Raw genomic sequence first — 15,856 nt, 5'->3', positions numbered from 1 at the left:
AAGCTCGGGATTACGGCAAGGAAAAACTCGTTGAACTCATGATCCGCGTGCAGAAGAAAGTGCATGCAAACCAAGGCAGGGAGTTGGAATCCGAAGTGGAGATTTGGCGGGCCTGATGCGCCCTGCTCAGGAAGCAGGTTTCCCCTTGGCCTTGGCACGTCGTGCCTCGCTTTCGCGAATCATCTTGTCCAGGTCCGCTGCCGGCCGGATCTCCCAAGGCCCCATCTTCAGGCCCGGGTGGTTCGAGATCAGGTGGATGGCGTGGTTGAGATCCCTGGCCTCCAGGATCAGGAGGCCGCCCAGCAGCTCCTTGGTCTCGGCATAGGGGCCGTCCGTCACGGACACCTTGCCCTGCTCGAGGCGCACCATGACGGCGGTATCCGGGCCCTGCAGCCCCTCCCCGCCCACCCAGTGGCCGTCCTTCTTGAGGCCCTCATCGTAGGTGAAGCACGCGTCGAACCTGGCGTTCTGCTCGCTCTGGGAGAGGGTCGACCATTGCTGGACGTCGAGGTACCCGAAGCAGATGTATTTCATGGTGGCTCCTATGGGGGGTCGTTCGGACCGCCTTCACCCCCTGGTCGATTGGGGAGGGCCCTTTTCGACAGGGGCCTGCGAATTATTTTTCAAGCTCGGCCACCCGCCGCTCGAGGAACCGGCGCTCGGGCCCCTGCTGGACCAGTCCGAGGGCCTGGCGGTAGGAGGCGAGCGCCTCTTCCGTCCTCCCCAGGCGGCGGCAGAGGTCCGCGCGAACCGCGTGCGCCAGGTGGTACTCCGCCATGTCGCGGCGCGCCAGGAGGGCGTCGGCGAGGTCCAGACCGGCCTGGGGACCACCCCGCATGGCCACCGCCACGGCGCGGTTGAGGTCCACCACGGGGGAAGGCGCCACCCGGGCCAGGAGGGTGTACAGCCCGACGATCCGGTCCCAGTCCGTGGCCGAGGCCTCGGCCGCCTCGGCGTGGACCGCGGCGATGGCGGCCTGGAGCGTGTAGGAACCCACCCGGCGGGACGCCAGCGCCTGGTCTACCAGCGCTTTCCCTTCGGCCATCAGGGCCCGGTCCCACCGGGAGCGGTCCTGGTCCTCCAGCAGCACCAGATCCCCCTCCGGCGAGACCCGCGCGGCCCTCCGGGACTCCTGCAGCAGCATGAGGGCGAGGAGGCCCATCACCTCCGGATCGGGCAGCAACTCAAGGAGCAACCGTCCCAGGCGGATCGCCTCCCCCGAGAGGTCCGGACGCATCAGCGTCTCCCCGGAGGAGGCGGAGTAGCCCTCGTTGAATACCAGGTAGACGACCTTCAGCACCGCGTCCAGCCGGTCCGGCAGGTCGGCCCGGCCGGGGACCTCATAGGGGATGCCTGCTTCCCGGATTTTCGCCTTGGCCCGGACGATCCGCTGGGCCAGCGTGGACGGAGCGGTGAGGAAGGCCCGCGCGATGGCCTCCGTCGTCAGGCCGCACACCTCCCGGAGGGTCAGCGCGGTGCAGGCTTCCGGGGGCAGGGCCGGATGGCAGCAGGTGAAGATGAGCCGCAGGCGGTCATCTTCAACCCCGTCTTCTTCCACCCCTCCCGTGGGGCCCTCATCGGGCAACTCCGCCACGGCCTCCAGCGAGGTGCTGAAGCGCGCGGACCGCCGCAGGCGGTCGATCGCCTTGAAGCGCCCGGTGGACACCAGCCAGGCGCGGGGATGGTCCGGCACCCCGTCCCTGGGCCAGACCTCCAAGGCGGCTGCGAAGGCATCATGCAGGCCGTCTTCGGCCAGGTCGAAATCCCCGAGCAGCCGGATCAAGGAGGCCAGGATCCGGCGCGACTCCTCTCGGAAGAGCGAATCGAGGAGATCCGGAATGCCTTCGGGGACGATCGAGGCCAAGGGGCACCCTCCCAGGTCATAGAGCATATAGGAGGCTTCCAGGCCATCCAGACCGCCGCCCCCAGGCGGTAGACTGGCCCCCATGTCCATGCTCCCCCGCACCCGCCCCAAGCGTCCCTGGTTCCCCTGGGTGCGGGCGGGGATCACCGTGGCGGTGCTGGGCGGGGGCGCCTGGGCCCTGATGGAGCTGGGCACGCGGTACCTCGGATTGCAGAAACTCACCATCGAGCAGGTGAACGTGAGCGGCTGCCGGGGCGAGCGCCAGGCCGAGATCCAGGCTCTCGCCGAGAAGCTGGTGCTGGGCAAGCCCCTCTTCTGGGTCGACGCGGAGGAACTGCGGGCCCGGATCGAGGCCAAGCGCTGGGTGCGCAACCTCCAGATCCGCAAGGACCCCCCGGACCGCCTGAGCCTGGTGGTGGAGGAACGGCGCCCCGTCCTCTGGCTGGTGCGCAGCAACGGGGTGTTCCTGGTCTCGGACGACGGCATCCTGCTGGATCGGGTGAATCAGGCCAACCTAAGTCCCATTCCCGTGGTGGTGGATCCCGCCAGCCAGACAGACCAGGGCCTGGCCCGGCTCGTGAGCGCTGCACGGACTTTGAGGGAAAAGCAGGCTGGATTTTATGACCGGGTGACCGAGCTGAGATGGAGCCCCAAGGGGCCTGTGGCCTACATCGAGGGCCTCCCGGCCCCGATCTTCCTGTCCCGCCAGGATGTGACGAAAAACGTGCCCAATTTCCAGGGTCTGTTCGTGGATCGCCTGTCCCAGCGGCCGGATCTGGCCCGGCTCCGCTACATCGACCTGCGCTGGGACGAGGAGGTCGCCGTGGGGGAACCCGAGGACGCCCCGGCCCCCGCCAAGACGCCACGCTGACCCGCGCGGGAAGAAAGCGGCGTTTTTTCCACGCGCAAAGGCTCGAACCCGGCACGGAACTGGTGTAAACCTAGAGCAAGGAAAAGGATCTTCATGCCTCAGCGTGCCGTTCTCCTAGGCCTCGACCTTGGTGCAAGCAAAGTGGTGGCGGTGGTGGCCGTCCAGGAGGAAGACGGGACGCTGAATGTGACCGGCACGGGGCAGGCGTCGCCCCAGGGCGGCTTCACTCAGGGCCAGATCACGGACATGGACCTCTGCACCCGCGCCATCGTGCGGGCCGTGGAAGAGGCCATGAACACCGCCGGCCAGACCAAGGTGGACGGCATCCGCGTGGCCGTGGACGGCATCCAGTTCAAGGGCGAGAACCTCCGCGACTCCATCACCATCAGCAGCGGCGACAAGATCATCACCGCCTCGGACCGCGACCGCGTGCTGGAGCAGGCCACCAACGGCTGCAAGCTGGCCAAGGAGGAACTGGTCCTGCACCGCATCCCCCAGATGTTCCACATCAAGGGCCAGCGCGACATCCGCAACCCCGTGGGCATGTTCGGCGAGTCGCTGGAGGCCGAAGTCCGCATCATCGTGGCGCCCAGCCCCGTCATCATGAACATCAACCTGGCCCTCAAGAACGCGGGGCTCCACGGCGCCGAGCTGATGTACTCGCCCCTGGCCAGCGCCGAGGCCGTGCTGAGCCGCGAGGATCGCGAGAACGGCGCGGTGGTGGTGGACATCGGCGAGCACCTCACCCACCTGGGCATCTTCCTGCACGGCACCCTGTTCCATTCCGCGGTCATCCCCATCGGCGGGATGCACTTCACCCGCGACCTCGAGATCACCAAGCACCTGGGCGGCATCGCCGCCTCCGAGCGCATCAAGATCCGCTTCGGCACGGTGCTGCACAGCCATGTGCCCGTCGAGGAATCCGTCGAGCTCGAGGAGGAGGGACGCCTGGTGTCCCGCCGCGAGATTGCCGAGGTGCTGCAGGCCCGGGCGGCGGAGCTGCTCAACCTGGTGCTGGCCGAAATGGGCCGCACCGGCCTCATGCATGAGATCCATGGCGGCGTGCACCTGGTGGGCGGCGGTGCGCTCCTCACGCACCTTGCCATCCTGGCCCAGACCATCCTGGGCCGCCCCCGCGTGGTGCTGGGCCGCATCCTGGGCGTCACCGGCCTGCCCCAGGCCACCGGCAACCCCTACTTCGTGAACGCCCTGGGCGCGGTGAAAGCCCTCGCCCGCGACATGGGCGAGACCCGCGGCAAGCAGGACCGGGGCGATGGCTTCCTCGGCCGTATCAAGAAGATGTTCTAGCCATGCCTTCCGCGATGCCCTCTTCGGGAGTTCCGATGTCCGAGACCCCCTTCCTCCCCTGCCCCCACAGTCTGCCCGGCGCGAACATCAAGGTGCTCGGCGTGGGGGGCGCGGGCTGCAACGCCATCAACCGCATGATCGAGAGCGGCGTGACCGGCGTGCAGTTCATCGCCATGAACACCGACCAGCAGAGCCTCTCCCAGAGCAAGGCGCACCTGAAGCTGCCCCTGGGGCCCCAGAGCAGCCGGGGCCTGGGCGCGGGCGGCAGCGCCGAGCGCGGCGCCGTGGCGGCCGAGGAGAGCCGCGAGGAAGTGCTGGCGGCCCTCCAGGGCGCCGACATGATCTTCATCACCGGCGGCATGGGCGGCGGCACGGGCACCGGCGCCGCGCCCGTGCTGGCCAGCTACGCCCGAGAACTGGGCGCCCTCACCGTGGCCGTGGTGCTCACGCCCTTCGCCTGGGAGGGCCGCAAGAAGGGTGATCTGGCCCTGGCCGGCCTGGCCAACCTGCGGGACACCGCCGACACCGTCATCGTGGTCAGCAACGAGCGCCTGAAGAATGTCTGCGACGCCCGCGTGACCATGAAAGAGGCCTTCCGCGTGGCGGATGGCGTGCTCATCCAGGGCGTGCGGGGCATCGCGGACCTCATCCTGAAGCCGGGCATCATCAACGGCGACTTCGCGGACGTGGAGGCCGTGCTGCGCAACGGCGGCGAGGCCCTCATCGGCACCGGCGCCGGGCGCGGCGAGGAGGCTGTCATGGACGCCCTCAAGAAGGCCCTGGCCTGCCCCCTGCTCGAGCGCGCCCAGACCGGCGCGGCGGCCAACGTCATGGTGTCCATCACCGCCGACTGGGAGGTCATGGAGGCCTCGGCGATCGAGACCGCCATGAACTACCTGCAGGACCACTACAACGGCCGCCCCGACATCAAGGCCTGCACCGTGGAAGGCGAGGGCATGGAGGACCGCGTGCTCGTCACCGTCCTGGCCAGCGGCTTCGACCAGGAGGAGAAGCTCCTGGAGGACCGCAGGTCCAGCCTCCACCTGGGTGGTGCCGTGGAAGCCAGCTCCGCGTCCCTGGCCGCGCCCGCCTTCGCGGTCCAGCCCATCGACGGCCAGGCCATCCTCCCCGTGAACGGCGTCAGCGGCCGGGTCTACGGCGAGGTGCCCGCCGGCGAGCAGCAGGGGCCCACGCCCACCCGCCTCCTTCCCCAGGCGCCCACCCCCAGCGGCGAGCTGCCCGGCGGCAACGACGACCTCCATGTCCCCGCCATCATCCGGCTGGGCCAGGGGCGGCTGCCCATCGAGTAGCCCGGGAGGGCCCCCGGCCGGAGGCTGGGCCATGTTCATCGTCATCCTGCTCCTGGTATCGGCCCTGGTGCTGGCCTACGTGGCCTGGCGCACCGCCTCGGTGCCCTGGTTCGCACGAGGGTCGCGGCGGCGCCTCCGGGCCACCTTCACGGGGGCCTGGGTCCTGATGCTCGCCGGAGGGATCCTCGGCCATGAGGCCGCCTTCCCGGGCGCGGGCTGGGTGGCCCTCGCGGGCATGACCCTGCTGGGCCTCCTCTTCCTCGCCTTCGTCGGCCTCCTGGCCGTGGACCTGGCCACGGGGTTCGGCCTGTGGTTCCGCGCCGCGGCGCCCCGCCTGCGCGGCTGGGCCCTCCTGGCCAGTCTCGGGTTGGCCGGCCTCGCGACCGTCCAGGGCCTGCGCCCGCCCGAAGTCGTGGCCTACGAGGTGGGCCTGCGCGGCCTGCCGCCGGAGCAGGACGGCCTTGTGGTGGCGGCCCTGTCGGACCTCCACGTCGGCGCCATCCTGGGACCGGACTGGCTGGCGGCCCGGGTGGCGCAGGTCCAGGCCCTGCGGCCGGACCTGGTGGTGCTCCTCGGGGACATCTTCGAGGGGCACGGCCGGCCCGACCCCCGCGCGATCCAGGCCCTCGGAGGCTTGCAGGCCCCGCTGGGCGTCTGGGGCGTGGATGGGAACCACGAGCACTACGGCGTTGCCGGGGCTCCCATGGAGGCGGCGGGGGTGCGGGTCCTGCGGAACGCCCTCGCCAGCCCCTTGCCCGGCCTGGTCCTGGCCGGTCGGGCGGATGCCGGCCGGAACCTCCGCCAGGCCGCGTGGACCGCGCCCCGGGACCGGCCGGAGGGCGCCCTGGTGCTCCTGTCCCACCGGCCCACCCAGGTGGAGGCAGCGGCCCGCTCGGGCGTGGGGCTCATGCTCTCGGGCCACACGCACGCCGGCCAGATCTGGCCCTTCGGGCACCTCGTGGCAAGGGCCTATCCCACCCTGGCCGGACGGGCCCAGGTGGGGGACATGACCCTGATCGTCAGCCGGGGTACCGGCACCTGGGGCCCGCGCATGCGGCTGTGGCGACGGGGCGAGATCAGCCTGATCCGGCTGCGGTCGACAGAGATCCGGTCAGGCGCCTGACCAACTCCCCGGCCGCCCTTCCGCACGGAGCGCCTCCGCCAGCTCCGCCAGGAACAGGGCGCGGGGCACGACCTGGAAGCCGTAGCCGGTCAGGCCCTCGTGGGGCAGCTGGCCGTCGATCATGGCGAAGCCCCAGGCCTGGAGCTGGGCGTCCAGGGCCTGGAGGGCGGCGCGGCTGGCTTCGGGCTCGAGGCTGAACATGCTCTCGCCGAAGAACGCCCGACCCAGGGACACGCCGTAGAGGCCGCCCTTCAGCTCGCCGTCCCGCCAGGCCTCCACGCTGTGGGCGTGGCCCGCATGGTGCAAGGCGACATAGGCCTCCCGCATCTCCGGCGTGATCCAGGTGCCGTCCTGGCCGGGACGCGGCACCAGGGAACAATGCCCGATGACCTGCGCGAAGGCCGTGTCGAAGCGGATCTCGAAGGGCCTGTGGCGCAGGCTCCGGCGGGTGCGGGCCGACAGGTGCAGGTGGCCTGGGCGCAGCAGGGCCCGCTCCGGCGGCGACCACCAGAGCAGCGGATCGCCCTCGCCGTACCAGGGGAAGATGCCACTGCGGTAGGCCAGCAGGAGGCGCTCCACGCTGAGGTCGCCGCCGATGGCCAGCAGCCCGTCCTCCGCCAGCTCCGGGTCCGGAAAGACCAGCGCCTTTGTCAGCCGAAAGACAGGCACAGCCGGCCGTCCTTGAGGTCCACGGTGGCGGTGCCGCCCTTGGCCAGGGGCCCGAAGAGGATGGCTTCCGCCAGGGGCCGGCGCAGCTCGCGCTCGATGAGCCGCGCCATGGGCCGGGCGCCGAAGGCCGGGTCGTAGCCCTTCTCCGCCAGCCAGGCCCGCGCCGGGGGCGTGCAGACGAGGCTGACGCCCTTTTCCTTGAGCTGCTCCTCCAGCTCCCGCAGGTGCTTGTCCGCCACGCGCTCCATCTCCGACCGGCCCAGCGGCGCGAACTGGAGGATGGCGTCCAGGCGGTTGCGGAACTCGGGGCTGAAAGCCTTTTCGATGGTCCCGGTGGCCGAGCGCCGGCCGCCGGCCTCGGCGAAGCCCACCTGCCGGGCCGACAGCTCGCGGGCGCCCACGTTGGTGGTCATCACCAGCACCGTGTGGCGGAAGTCCGCGCTGCGACCGTGGCTGTCCGTGAGGGCGGCGTGGTCCATCACCTGGAGCAGGATGCCGAAGAGGTCCGGGTGGGCCTTCTCCAGCTCGTCCAGCAGCAGCACAGCATGAGGCTGCTTGCGCACGGCGTCCGTCAGCAGGCCGCCCTCCTCGTAGCCCACGTACCCGGGCGGCGCGCCGATGAGCCGCGCAACTGTGTGTTTCTCCTGGTACTCGCTCATGTCGAAGCGGAGGAAGGCGATGCCCAGGGCCTTCGCCAGCTGCTTGGCCAGCTCCGTCTTGCCCACGCCCGTGGGCCCGGCGAAGAGGAAGCAGCCCATGGGCTTCAGCGGATCCCGCAGCCCGGACCGGGCCAGCTTGATGGCGCCGGCGACGGCCTCGCACGCCGCGTCCTGGCCGTAGATCTGGCCCTTGAGGGCCCCCTCCAGGTTCGCCAGAGCCTCGCGGTCATCCGCGCTCACCGAGTTGACGGGCACCCGCGCCATGCGGGCCACCACGGCCTCGATCTCGGCGGAGCCCACCTGTTTGGCGCGCGCCTTCTTCGGCAGCAGCTTCTGCGCAGCCCCCGCCTCGTCCACCACGTCCAGGGCACTGTCCGGCAGCTTGCGGTCCGTCAGGTGCTTGGACGCCAGGCGCACGGCGGCTGCCAGGGCCTCGTCCGAGTAGGTCACGCCGTGGTGCGATTCGTAGGCGGCCTTCAGGCCCTGGAGCACGCCCAGGGCATCCTCTGCGGAAGGCTCATTCACTTCCACCACCTGGAAGCGACGGGCCAGCGCCCGGTCCCGGTCCAGGGAGCCCTTGAGATCCTGGAAGGTGGTGGCGCCGATGCAGCGCAGGTCGCCGGAGGCGAGCGCCGGCTTCAGCAGGTTGGCCGCATCCATGGCCCCGCCGCTCGTGGCCCCCGCGCCCACCAGGGTGTGCAGCTCGTCGACGAAGAGGATGGCCCCGGGCTCATCGGCCAGGGCCTTCAGCACGGCCTTGAGACGCTCCTCGAAGTCGCCCCGGTAGCGGCTGCCGGCCAGCAGGGCGCCCAGGTCCAAGGCGAAGATGCGGGCCGCCTTGAGGGGATCGGGCACCTTCTTCTCATGGATGCGGCGGGCCAGGCCCTCCACGATGGCGGTCTTGCCCACGCCGGGCTCGCCCACCAGCAGGGGGTTGTTCTTGCGGCGCCGGCAGAGGACCTGCGCCATGCGGGTGATCTCGGCGTCGCGACCCACCAGGGGATCCAGCCGCCCCGCCGCGGCCCGGGCCACCAGGTCCGTGGCGTAGGCTTCCAGGGGGTTCTCGGCCACGGTGCCTTCTTCCTCGGGCGCTTCCTCGACCCGCTTCTTCGCGGAGGGCTTGGCCTTCGCGGCCGCGGGCCCGTGGCTCAGCACTTTCAGCAGGGCCAACCGCTTCACGCCGTGCTTCTCAAGCAGATGACGGGCGTGGCTGGCCTCCTCCTCCAGGAAGGCCGGCAGCAGCTCCCCGCCACGGACCTCCTTCTGCCCGGCGCTGAAGGCGTGGACCAGGGCCCGCTCCACCACCCGCACGAAACCCAGGGTGCTGTGGGGCTGGACCTCCTCGCCCTCGGGGACCGGCTCGAACAGGCGCTCCAGGGCGGCCTCCAGGTCGCGTCGGAGGGCGTCCAGCTTCACCCCGCAGGCTTTGAGAGCCTTGGCAGCCTGGGCGTCGTCCAGCAAAGCCAACAACAGATGCTCCAGGGCCACGTCCTCGTGGCGGCGCGCCTTGGCCAGCTCGAAGGCCCGCTGGAAGCCCTGGTTCAGGTCTGCGCTGATGTTGGGAGATTCAGACATCTTCCGCCTCCACGGTCAGCAGGAGGGGGAAGCCCTCGCGCTCGGCCAGCTGGCGGCCCCGCTCGGCGCGGGTCTCGGCCACATCCTTCGTGTAGACGCCCGCCACGCCCACGCCGGCCCGGTGCACCGCCAGCATGATCGCCGTGGCCTCGGGCTCGGCCTTGCGGAAGACTGTCTTCAGCAGCCACACCACGAACTCCTGGGTGGTGTAGTCGTCATTGTGGAGGAGCACCTTCCACAGGCCGGGCTCCTTCACCTTCGCCCGCTGGCGGGTGAGGACCTGGCCCGCCTCCTTCACCTGCCTGGCCATGGGTGACGCCTCCAGGGCATCAGGATAGCGGATTGAGGCGCACGAACCCCCCTCGCGCCAGCTCGCGCAGGAACAGGGCGGCGCGGAAACCGGCATCGGGTTCGCCGGGGTGGGCCTGGGCCATGGCCTCCATCACCTGCGCCACAGTATGCGTCCCGTCGCAGGCCTGCCACACGGCCGTGCCGCGGGCATCGAGTTTCACCCGGAAGACGGGCTTCCGTATCAGCTTCAGCACCCAGCCCCAGCGTGGCGACAGGACCTTGGGCCGGATCAGCACCAGGTTGCCGCCCTCGCCGGGTTCTGAGGCCAGGGCCTGGACCGGCACGAGGGCCAGGAAGGATTCATCGGGGAAGGAGGTCATTCGTCAGGCCTTCAAAAGAAAAAGCTCACCACCAAGACACCAAGGCACCAAGAAAAGAACAAGTCCTTCTTGGTGTCTTGGTGCCTTGGTGGTGAAGATCAGTGCCTTAGAAATTGGCGCTGGGTGGCGCGGGCTCGTCGGCTTCGCCGGCGTTGGCCAGGGGCACCTTCACCAGGTAGACGGCGATGCCGGCCAGGATCAGCAGGCTGATCCAGAACATCCCGGGATCGGCGAAGATCTTGTACTTCACCTCGAAGAAAGCGAAGGACGCGAAGAGCAGGCCCACCAGGGCCTCGCCGGCGATGAGGCCCGCCGCCAGGAGCACGCCGTTGTTCTCGACGCGCACCTTCTGGGCTTCGTTGAGGCCCCGCTTGGCGCCGAACATCTCCACAGCGCCTTTGATGAGGCCGCCCAGGAAGATGGCGAAGGTGGTCTCCAGGGGCAGATACATGCCCACCGACACCAGCATGGGGCTCTTCACCTGCATGAGGATGAAGGCGAAGCCCATCATCATGCCCACGATGATGAGCGGCCAGGCCATCTTGCCTTCCACGATGCCCTTGCTGAGCAGGGCCATGAGGCCCGCCTGGGGTGCCGCCAGCTGCTTGGAGCCGAAGCCGGCATCCAGGGAGAGCACGGCCTTCTTCTGGTCCGCGGGCAGCTGCTTCACCTGGTCCAGGGTGTAGGTCTTGCCATCAGGCGCCGTGACGACCTGCACCTGCTGGGCGGTCAACTCGGCGATGCGCTTGGTGCCCTGGGCGGAGATGTCGCCCTCGTGCAGCACCATGAGGGGGATGAACAGCACCACGGAGGCCAGGGCCACGCCGATGAGGTCACCCATCTCCATGCGCCAGGGGGTGCCACCGAGGATGTGGCCGGCCTTGAGGTCCTGGAGCATCTCACCGGCCACGGCCGCGCTCACGCAGACCACGGCGGCCACGCCCAGCACCGCCGCGACGCCTTCCTTGCCCTTCACGCCGAGGAGCACCATGACGAGGGCCGTGATCACCAGGGCCGTCAGGGTCAGACCGGAGATCGGGTTGTTGCTCGAACCCATGATGCCGACCAGGTAGCCGCTGATGGCCGCGAAGAAGAAGCCGAGGATCACCACCACCAGGGCCGCCACGAAGGAGACCAGCGGGCTCACCTGGAAGATGCGCCAGGTGATGAAGAAGGTCACCAGGGCCGCGAAGCCGAGGCCGAACAGGACGTTCGTGAAGGGCAGGTCCTTGTTGACGCGATCCACCACGTGCTCGCCGGCCGCGGCCTTCTTCATGTCGGAGACCGAGCGGGTGAGGCCCGTGGCCAGGCTCTTGCGCATCTTGAAGAGGGTGAAGCCGGCGCCCACGAGCATGCCGCCGATGGCGATGGGGCGGACGATGAACTTCCACACGGAGTAGGACAGCGCAATCCAGTCGCCCTGGGAGGCGCCCTCAGGCAGGACGCCGGGCGCCAGGAAGTAGGTGATGATGGGAACCAGCAGGCCCCAGGCGATGATGCCGCCGGAGAAGTTCAGGGCGCCGAGCTTGGGCCCGATGATGTAGCCCACGCCCATGTAGGCGGGGCTGATGCCGGGGGAGCTGAGCAGCATGCCGCCCGCCACCTTGGCCTTCCAGGTGCCGACCAGGTTGATGGTGGTGGTCTTGAAGGCCACGAACCGCTCCCAGGTGCTGGCGAAGACCGAGATCTGCACCAGGGCCTGGATGCCGGCGCCGATGCCCATGGCGCCGAACAGGAACTTCGTGCCGCTGCCCCCGCGGGCGCCGGCCTTGTGGATCTCGGCGGCGGCCACGCTCTCGGGGTAGGGCAGCTCGGCGTCCTCGACCATCACCCGGCGGAGCAGGGCCACGAACATGATGCCCAGCACGCCGCCCGCGAACATGATCAGCGCGCTGGTGACGTAGTTGCCAGCCGTGAAGAACTTGGGCCAGATGCCGCTGATGGCGAAGGCCGGAACGGTGAAGATGGCGCCAGCGGCCACGGACTCGCCGATGCTGCCGACCGTCCGGGCCATGTTCTCTTCCAGGATGGTGCCCTTCATCAGCTTGATGAGGGCCATGCCGATGACCGCCGCGGGATAGGTGGCGGCGATGGTCATGCCGGCCTTCAAGCCCAGGTAGGCGTTGGCGGAACCCAGCACCACGGCCATGACGAGGCCGATGAGCACCGCCCGCAGGGAGAACTCCCGCAGGTTCTGGTCGGAGGGGACAAAGGGTTGCATCGGTGCTCCTGAAAAGGCACGTAGGAAGAAAAGAAAGGTCGGATGGAGCGGTTAGTCTAATACATCGCCGTTTGATTCATCCCATGCCCACCCTCACCAGCAAGGCCAATCCGCGCTTCAGAGACCTCCTGGCCCGTCTCCGGCCGGGCGGCGCGCGGCGCGAGGCCTCGCTGCTGCTGGGGGAGAAGCTCATCAAGGCCTGGGCCGAGGCACGACAGACCACCGCCGGGAAGCGCCTGCGCCCGGCCCTGTGGCTGAGGCTCGAACAGACCGATCCGCATCCGCTGGCGGCGGTCCTGGGCACGGAGACCCTGGTCCTGGGCGAGGCCCTCATGCGCGAGCTGGCCGACGCGGGCAGCCCGCCGGACCACGCCCTGCTCATGGAGCTGGGGCCCGAGCCCGCCGGCCCCCTGGCGGACCGGGTCCTCGGCGCCTGGGGCATCCAGGATCCCGGCAACCTGGGCGCCCTCCTCCGCAGCGCCGCCGCCTTCGGCTTCCAGGAAGTCCTGCTGGGCCCGGGCTGCACCGATCCCTTCCATCCCAAGGCCTTGCGCGGCAGCATGGGCGCCGCCTTCCTCCTGCCCCTGCGCCGGGTGGCCCGCCTGGAGCCCGACCCGGGCCGCTGGTACGCCCTGGACGGCGGCCCCGGGGCCGTGCCCCTGGCCGAAGCGGACCTCTCGGAGCCCCTGCGCCTCTGGGTGGGCAACGAGGGGCACGGCTGGCAGGGCGTGGCCCTGCCCGAGGGCGTGCAGCGCCTCGCCATCCCCATCCAGGGGGTGGAAAGCCTCAACGCCGCGGTGGCCGCGGGGATCGCCTGCTATGAAGTCGCCCGGAGGTCCATGCGTTGACCCGCACCTCCCTCCTCCGCCCCCCGGAAACCGCCGTGCTGGCGGGGATCTTCGTGCTGGCCTTCCGCTTTCCCGGCGCGCTGGGGGGGTGGCTGGAGCCGGCCATGGCGCTGCTCTTCCCGCTGCTGCTGCTGGAGGGCCTGTTCAGGGGGCGCCACGCCGGCTGGACCTGGGCCGCCATCCTGGCGGGGCTGCTCCTGCTCTACCTCTGGGTGCCGCAGACCCTGGCCTCCAAAGGCGGGCTGCCGTTCGGCCTGGCCGTCCTGGGGACGGTGCTGCTCAGTCTCTGGGAGGCCACCGGGCTCTGGCTGGTGGCCCTGGGCTCCCGCTGGGCCTTCCGGCGCCTCGGCGCCCTGGCGGCCGCCTGCGCGGCGGCCCTGCTGCTGATCGGCTGGGAGGCCTGGGCCTTCCATGTCTATCCCTGGACCTGGGGGGCGGCCTTCGGCTCCTTCCCGTGGACCGCGCGCTCGGCCGCCTTCCTGGGCGCCTCCGGGCTGTCGGCCCTGGCCTGGGGTGCCGGCGCGTGGGCTGCGGCGGGCCTGGCGGGGGGCGCTCCCTGGCGGCGGACCCTGGCGGGTCCCGGCTTCGCGGTGGGCCTGATGCTCCTCCTGGGCGGCGCCTGGTTCCTGCTGCCACGGGGACCGGAACGCACCCTGGACGTGGCCATGATCCAGCCGAACTTCCCGGCCGGCGAGCGTTGGCTGGGCATGGAGGCCGAGATGTGGCGGCGCAGCGACGCGCTGCTGAAGGCGCAGGGCTGGCCCCGCACGGGGCGCTCCACCCTGCTGCTCTGGCCCGAGAGTTCCGTCCTGGGCCGGGACGACCGCCGCCCGGAACCGCGGCTGGCCTCCGAGGCCGCCACCCGCGGCGTGGCCTGGCTCTTCGGCACCGAGGGCGGCCCCTACAACCTGGTGCGCGGCGAAGCCGCGGGACGACCCGCCTTTGTCTTCGCCAAGACCGAGCCCATGCCCTTCGGCGAGCGGACGCCGGGCCCCGAGGCCTTCCGCCGGTGGCTGGACCAGAAGATGGGCTTCGTCTCCCAGGAGGCCGGAGCACTCAAAGCGGGCTGCGCCTTCGCCGTGCCGACCCCCACCGGCGACCTGCGGGTCCATCCCCTGATCTGCAGCGAGGCCCTCATGTCCGGGCGGGCGCGCCGCGGCTTCGAGCTGGGCCGGGCGGACCTGCTGAGCAACCACACCAACGACGGCTGGTTCGACCGCAGCATCGCCACGGACCTGCACGCCGCGCAGATCCGCCTGCGCGCGCCGGAGCTGGGCGTGCCCCTGCTCCGGGCCACGCTCACGGGCAAGTCCGGCGTCTTCCACGAGGATGGCCGCTTCGAGCTCTGGGGGGAGCCCCTCAGCGAGGGCGCCTACGCCGTGCCGCTGCGCTGGCGGCCCGTACGCACTCCGGCCCGATCCGCATGGCTGCTGCCGGGACTCATGGCGGGGCTGCTGGTGCTGCTAGGCTGGAAGGCCCTGTCCCGGAAGGCCTGATGGACCGCGATCTCCTCGTACCCGAGCCGATGTCCACCCCCCACGGCACCGTGGCCTTCTTCGACGAGACCTGGAGCGTGGACCCCCGGGAGCTGCAGATCTTCTTCCAGGCGGAGGAGGTCTACTGGACCGCGGACCGCACCATCGGCCAGTGGCGGCGGCTGCTGGCCTGCTCCCGCCTGCTGACGGCCCGGCTCGTGCCCGAAGGCCACCGGGGCGGCCGCCTGGTGGGCGCCACCCGGCTGTGGTCCGATCACGCCTACGAGGCCAAGCTCTACGACGTGGTGACGGCCCGTGACCTGATGGGCCAGGGCATCGCCTCCGAACTGGTGAAGTGGGCCCTGCGGCATCCCTGGGCCGGCGAGGTGCAGCGCTACGTCCTCGAGACCCGCGATGCGGCGGACTTCTATCCGCGCTTCGGCTTCCGCCTGGGGGCGGAGGTCGACAGCTTCCACATGCGGGTGGGCCTCGCCGAGCTCGAGCAGCGGGGCCTGCGATGACCGAAACCCAGCCCGGCCTGCCGGCCATGCCCCTGCAGCCCCTGATCCTGGCCAGCAGCAGCCCGCGCCGCCGCCACTGGCTGGAGGCCATGCGCCTCCCCTTCGAGATCCAGACCCCCGAGGTGGATGAGACCCCCCTGCTGGACGAGGAGCCCGGCGACCTGGTGCTGCGCCTGGCGGAACTGAAGGCCGAGGTGGTGGCCCGCCGCAACCCCGACCGCTGGGTCATGGCTGCGGACACCACGGTGGCCGTGGACCACCACACCCTGAACAAGCCCGCGGACGTGGAGGATGCCGTCCGGATGCTGACCCTGATCCAGGGCCGCGCCCACCAGGTGCACACCGGCTTCTGCCTCCAGAGGAATGACGACACCTACAGCTTCGTGGACACGGCGCAGGTGGTCTTCCGCCCCCTGTCGGAGGCCCAGATCCGCTGGTACATCGCCACCCGGGAGCCCATGGACAAGGCAGGCTCCTACGCCATCCAGGGCATCGGGGCCCTGTTCATCGAAGGTGTGGAGGGCAGCTTCTCCACCGTCATGGGCCTGCCTGTGGAGCGCATGGGTGACCTGTTCCTCCAGCTGGGCCTCCTCTGGCCCTGGATGGGCCTGCCCAGGTAGGCCCGGACCCGTCGGAAAACTCCGAAATCGCTGGCAAAGAAGAGGTTCTGGGGAGGAATCTCAGGCGGAAGCTGCCTCCTCCGCCCTGGGGGAAGGCGGGCCCGAGTCGTCAGCACCCGCC

General features: G+C 70.3%; 15 protein-coding genes. 8 read left to right on the top strand and 7 right to left on the bottom strand.

Going from position 1 to position 15,856, the window contains the following annotated elements; genetic code table 11:
- Window positions 1-126: 126 nt before the first annotated feature.
- Window positions 127-534, bottom strand: a complete 408-nt coding sequence (locus tag MLE43_RS09470) for a YciI family protein (protein WP_243303465.1) — start codon at window positions 532-534, stop codon at window positions 127-129.
- Between the two features lie 82 nt (window positions 535-616).
- Window positions 617-1,855 carry an RNA polymerase sigma factor gene (locus MLE43_RS09465; protein ID WP_420843194.1) on the bottom strand — a complete coding sequence of 413 codons (1,239 nt, stop codon included), beginning with the start codon at window positions 1,853-1,855 and terminating at the stop codon, window positions 617-619.
- Window positions 1,856-1,946: 91 nt separating this feature from the next.
- Here MLE43_RS09465 and MLE43_RS09460 point away from each other — a divergent pair, with 91 nt between their 5' ends.
- The 4 genes from MLE43_RS09460 to MLE43_RS09445 all read left to right on the top strand — a co-directional run bounded on the left by MLE43_RS09460 (window position 1,947) and on the right by MLE43_RS09445 (window position 6,476).
- Window positions 1,947-2,735: a cell division protein FtsQ/DivIB gene (locus MLE43_RS09460; RefSeq protein ID WP_243303461.1), complete on the top strand. Its 789-nt coding sequence runs from the start codon at window positions 1,947-1,949 to the stop codon at window positions 2,733-2,735.
- A 93-nt stretch (window positions 2,736-2,828) separates the two neighbouring features.
- Complete coding sequence (gene ftsA, locus MLE43_RS09455; protein ID WP_243303459.1) at window positions 2,829-4,043, top strand: cell division protein FtsA; 1,215 nt, start codon at window positions 2,829-2,831, stop codon at window positions 4,041-4,043.
- Between the two features lie 35 nt (window positions 4,044-4,078).
- Window positions 4,079-5,353, top strand: coding sequence for a cell division protein FtsZ (ftsZ, locus tag MLE43_RS09450; protein ID WP_243303458.1), 1,275 nt, complete (start codon window positions 4,079-4,081; stop codon window positions 5,351-5,353).
- A gap of 31 nt (window positions 5,354-5,384) precedes the next feature.
- Complete coding sequence (locus MLE43_RS09445; RefSeq protein ID WP_243303457.1) at window positions 5,385-6,476, top strand: metallophosphoesterase; 1,092 nt, start codon at window positions 5,385-5,387, stop codon at window positions 6,474-6,476.
- Here the strand turns inward: MLE43_RS09445 and aat are convergent.
- The 5 genes from aat to MLE43_RS09420 form a co-directional block, all read right to left on the bottom strand.
- Window positions 6,465-7,145 (bottom strand): leucyl/phenylalanyl-tRNA--protein transferase, encoded by a 681-nt coding sequence (gene aat, locus MLE43_RS09440; protein WP_243303456.1) that lies wholly within the window; start codon window positions 7,143-7,145, stop codon window positions 6,465-6,467. The genes MLE43_RS09445 and aat overlap by 12 nt on opposite strands.
- Window positions 7,127-9,379 (bottom strand): ATP-dependent Clp protease ATP-binding subunit ClpA, encoded by a 2,253-nt coding sequence (gene clpA, locus MLE43_RS09435; protein ID WP_243303455.1) that lies wholly within the window; start codon window positions 9,377-9,379, stop codon window positions 7,127-7,129. Before clpA ends, aat begins: the two co-directional genes overlap by 19 nt.
- Window positions 9,372-9,689 (bottom strand): ATP-dependent Clp protease adaptor ClpS, encoded by a 318-nt coding sequence (locus tag MLE43_RS09430; protein WP_243303454.1) that lies wholly within the window; start codon window positions 9,687-9,689, stop codon window positions 9,372-9,374. Before MLE43_RS09430 ends, clpA begins: the two co-directional genes overlap by 8 nt.
- Window positions 9,690-9,708: 19 nt before the next feature.
- The gene (locus MLE43_RS09425; RefSeq protein WP_243303453.1) at window positions 9,709-10,050 is read right to left on the bottom strand and encodes a PqqD family protein; all 342 of its coding nucleotides are present in this window, start codon (window positions 10,048-10,050) and stop codon (window positions 9,709-9,711) included.
- A gap of 106 nt (window positions 10,051-10,156) precedes the next feature.
- On the bottom strand, window positions 10,157-12,271 hold the full coding sequence (locus tag MLE43_RS09420) for an OPT family oligopeptide transporter (RefSeq protein ID WP_243303452.1): 2,115 nt from the start codon (window positions 12,269-12,271) through the stop codon (window positions 10,157-10,159).
- An 83-nt stretch (window positions 12,272-12,354) separates the two neighbouring features.
- Between MLE43_RS09420 and MLE43_RS09415 the strand changes: the two genes are divergently transcribed.
- The 4 genes from MLE43_RS09415 to MLE43_RS09400 are packed head-to-tail and all read left to right on the top strand — an operon-like array spanning window position 12,355 to window position 15,735.
- Window positions 12,355-13,119, top strand: a complete 765-nt coding sequence (locus tag MLE43_RS09415; protein WP_243303451.1) for a TrmH family RNA methyltransferase — start codon at window positions 12,355-12,357, stop codon at window positions 13,117-13,119.
- On the top strand, window positions 13,116-14,615 hold the full coding sequence (gene lnt, locus MLE43_RS09410) for an apolipoprotein N-acyltransferase (RefSeq protein WP_243303450.1): 1,500 nt from the start codon (window positions 13,116-13,118) through the stop codon (window positions 14,613-14,615). The genes MLE43_RS09415 and lnt overlap by 4 nt, the downstream gene beginning before the upstream one ends.
- A complete protein-coding gene (locus MLE43_RS09405; RefSeq protein WP_243303449.1) occupies window positions 14,615-15,115 on the top strand; it encodes a GNAT family N-acetyltransferase in 501 nt (166 codons plus the stop codon). Before lnt ends, MLE43_RS09405 begins: the two co-directional genes overlap by 1 nt.
- Window positions 15,112-15,735, top strand: a complete 624-nt coding sequence (locus MLE43_RS09400) for a Maf family protein (protein ID WP_243303448.1) — start codon at window positions 15,112-15,114, stop codon at window positions 15,733-15,735. The genes MLE43_RS09405 and MLE43_RS09400 overlap by 4 nt, the downstream gene beginning before the upstream one ends.
- Window positions 15,736-15,856 lie beyond the last annotated feature (121 nt).

It is taken from the genome of Geothrix oryzisoli (genome assembly GCF_022808865.1).
GTDB lineage: Bacteria > Acidobacteriota > Holophagae > Holophagales > Holophagaceae > Geothrix > Geothrix oryzisoli.
Note: the sequence above shows the minus strand (reverse complement) of the source record. Positions and strands in the feature narration are given on the sequence as shown.

Coding starts and splice junctions, on each gene's coding strand:
- MLE43_RS09470 (WP_243303465.1), bottom strand. CDS start 534: ATGAAATACATCTGCTTCGGGTACCTCGACGTCCAGCAATGGTCGACC.
- MLE43_RS09460 (WP_243303461.1), top strand. CDS start 1,947: ATGTCCATGCTCCCCCGCACCCGCCCCAAGCGTCCCTGGTTCCCCTGG.
- ftsA (WP_243303459.1), top strand. CDS start 2,829: ATGCCTCAGCGTGCCGTTCTCCTAGGCCTCGACCTTGGTGCAAGCAAA.
- ftsZ (WP_243303458.1), top strand. CDS start 4,079: ATGTCCGAGACCCCCTTCCTCCCCTGCCCCCACAGTCTGCCCGGCGCG.
- MLE43_RS09445 (WP_243303457.1), top strand. CDS start 5,385: ATGTTCATCGTCATCCTGCTCCTGGTATCGGCCCTGGTGCTGGCCTAC.
- clpA (WP_243303455.1), bottom strand. CDS start 9,379: ATGTCTGAATCTCCCAACATCAGCGCAGACCTGAACCAGGGCTTCCAG.
- MLE43_RS09430 (WP_243303454.1), bottom strand. CDS start 9,689: ATGGCCAGGCAGGTGAAGGAGGCGGGCCAGGTCCTCACCCGCCAGCGG.
- MLE43_RS09425 (WP_243303453.1), bottom strand. CDS start 10,050: ATGACCTCCTTCCCCGATGAATCCTTCCTGGCCCTCGTGCCGGTCCAG.
- MLE43_RS09420 (WP_243303452.1), bottom strand. CDS start 12,271: ATGCAACCCTTTGTCCCCTCCGACCAGAACCTGCGGGAGTTCTCCCTG.
- MLE43_RS09415 (WP_243303451.1), top strand. CDS start 12,355: ATGCCCACCCTCACCAGCAAGGCCAATCCGCGCTTCAGAGACCTCCTG.
- MLE43_RS09405 (WP_243303449.1), top strand. CDS start 14,615: ATGGACCGCGATCTCCTCGTACCCGAGCCGATGTCCACCCCCCACGGC.
- MLE43_RS09400 (WP_243303448.1), top strand. CDS start 15,112: ATGACCGAAACCCAGCCCGGCCTGCCGGCCATGCCCCTGCAGCCCCTG.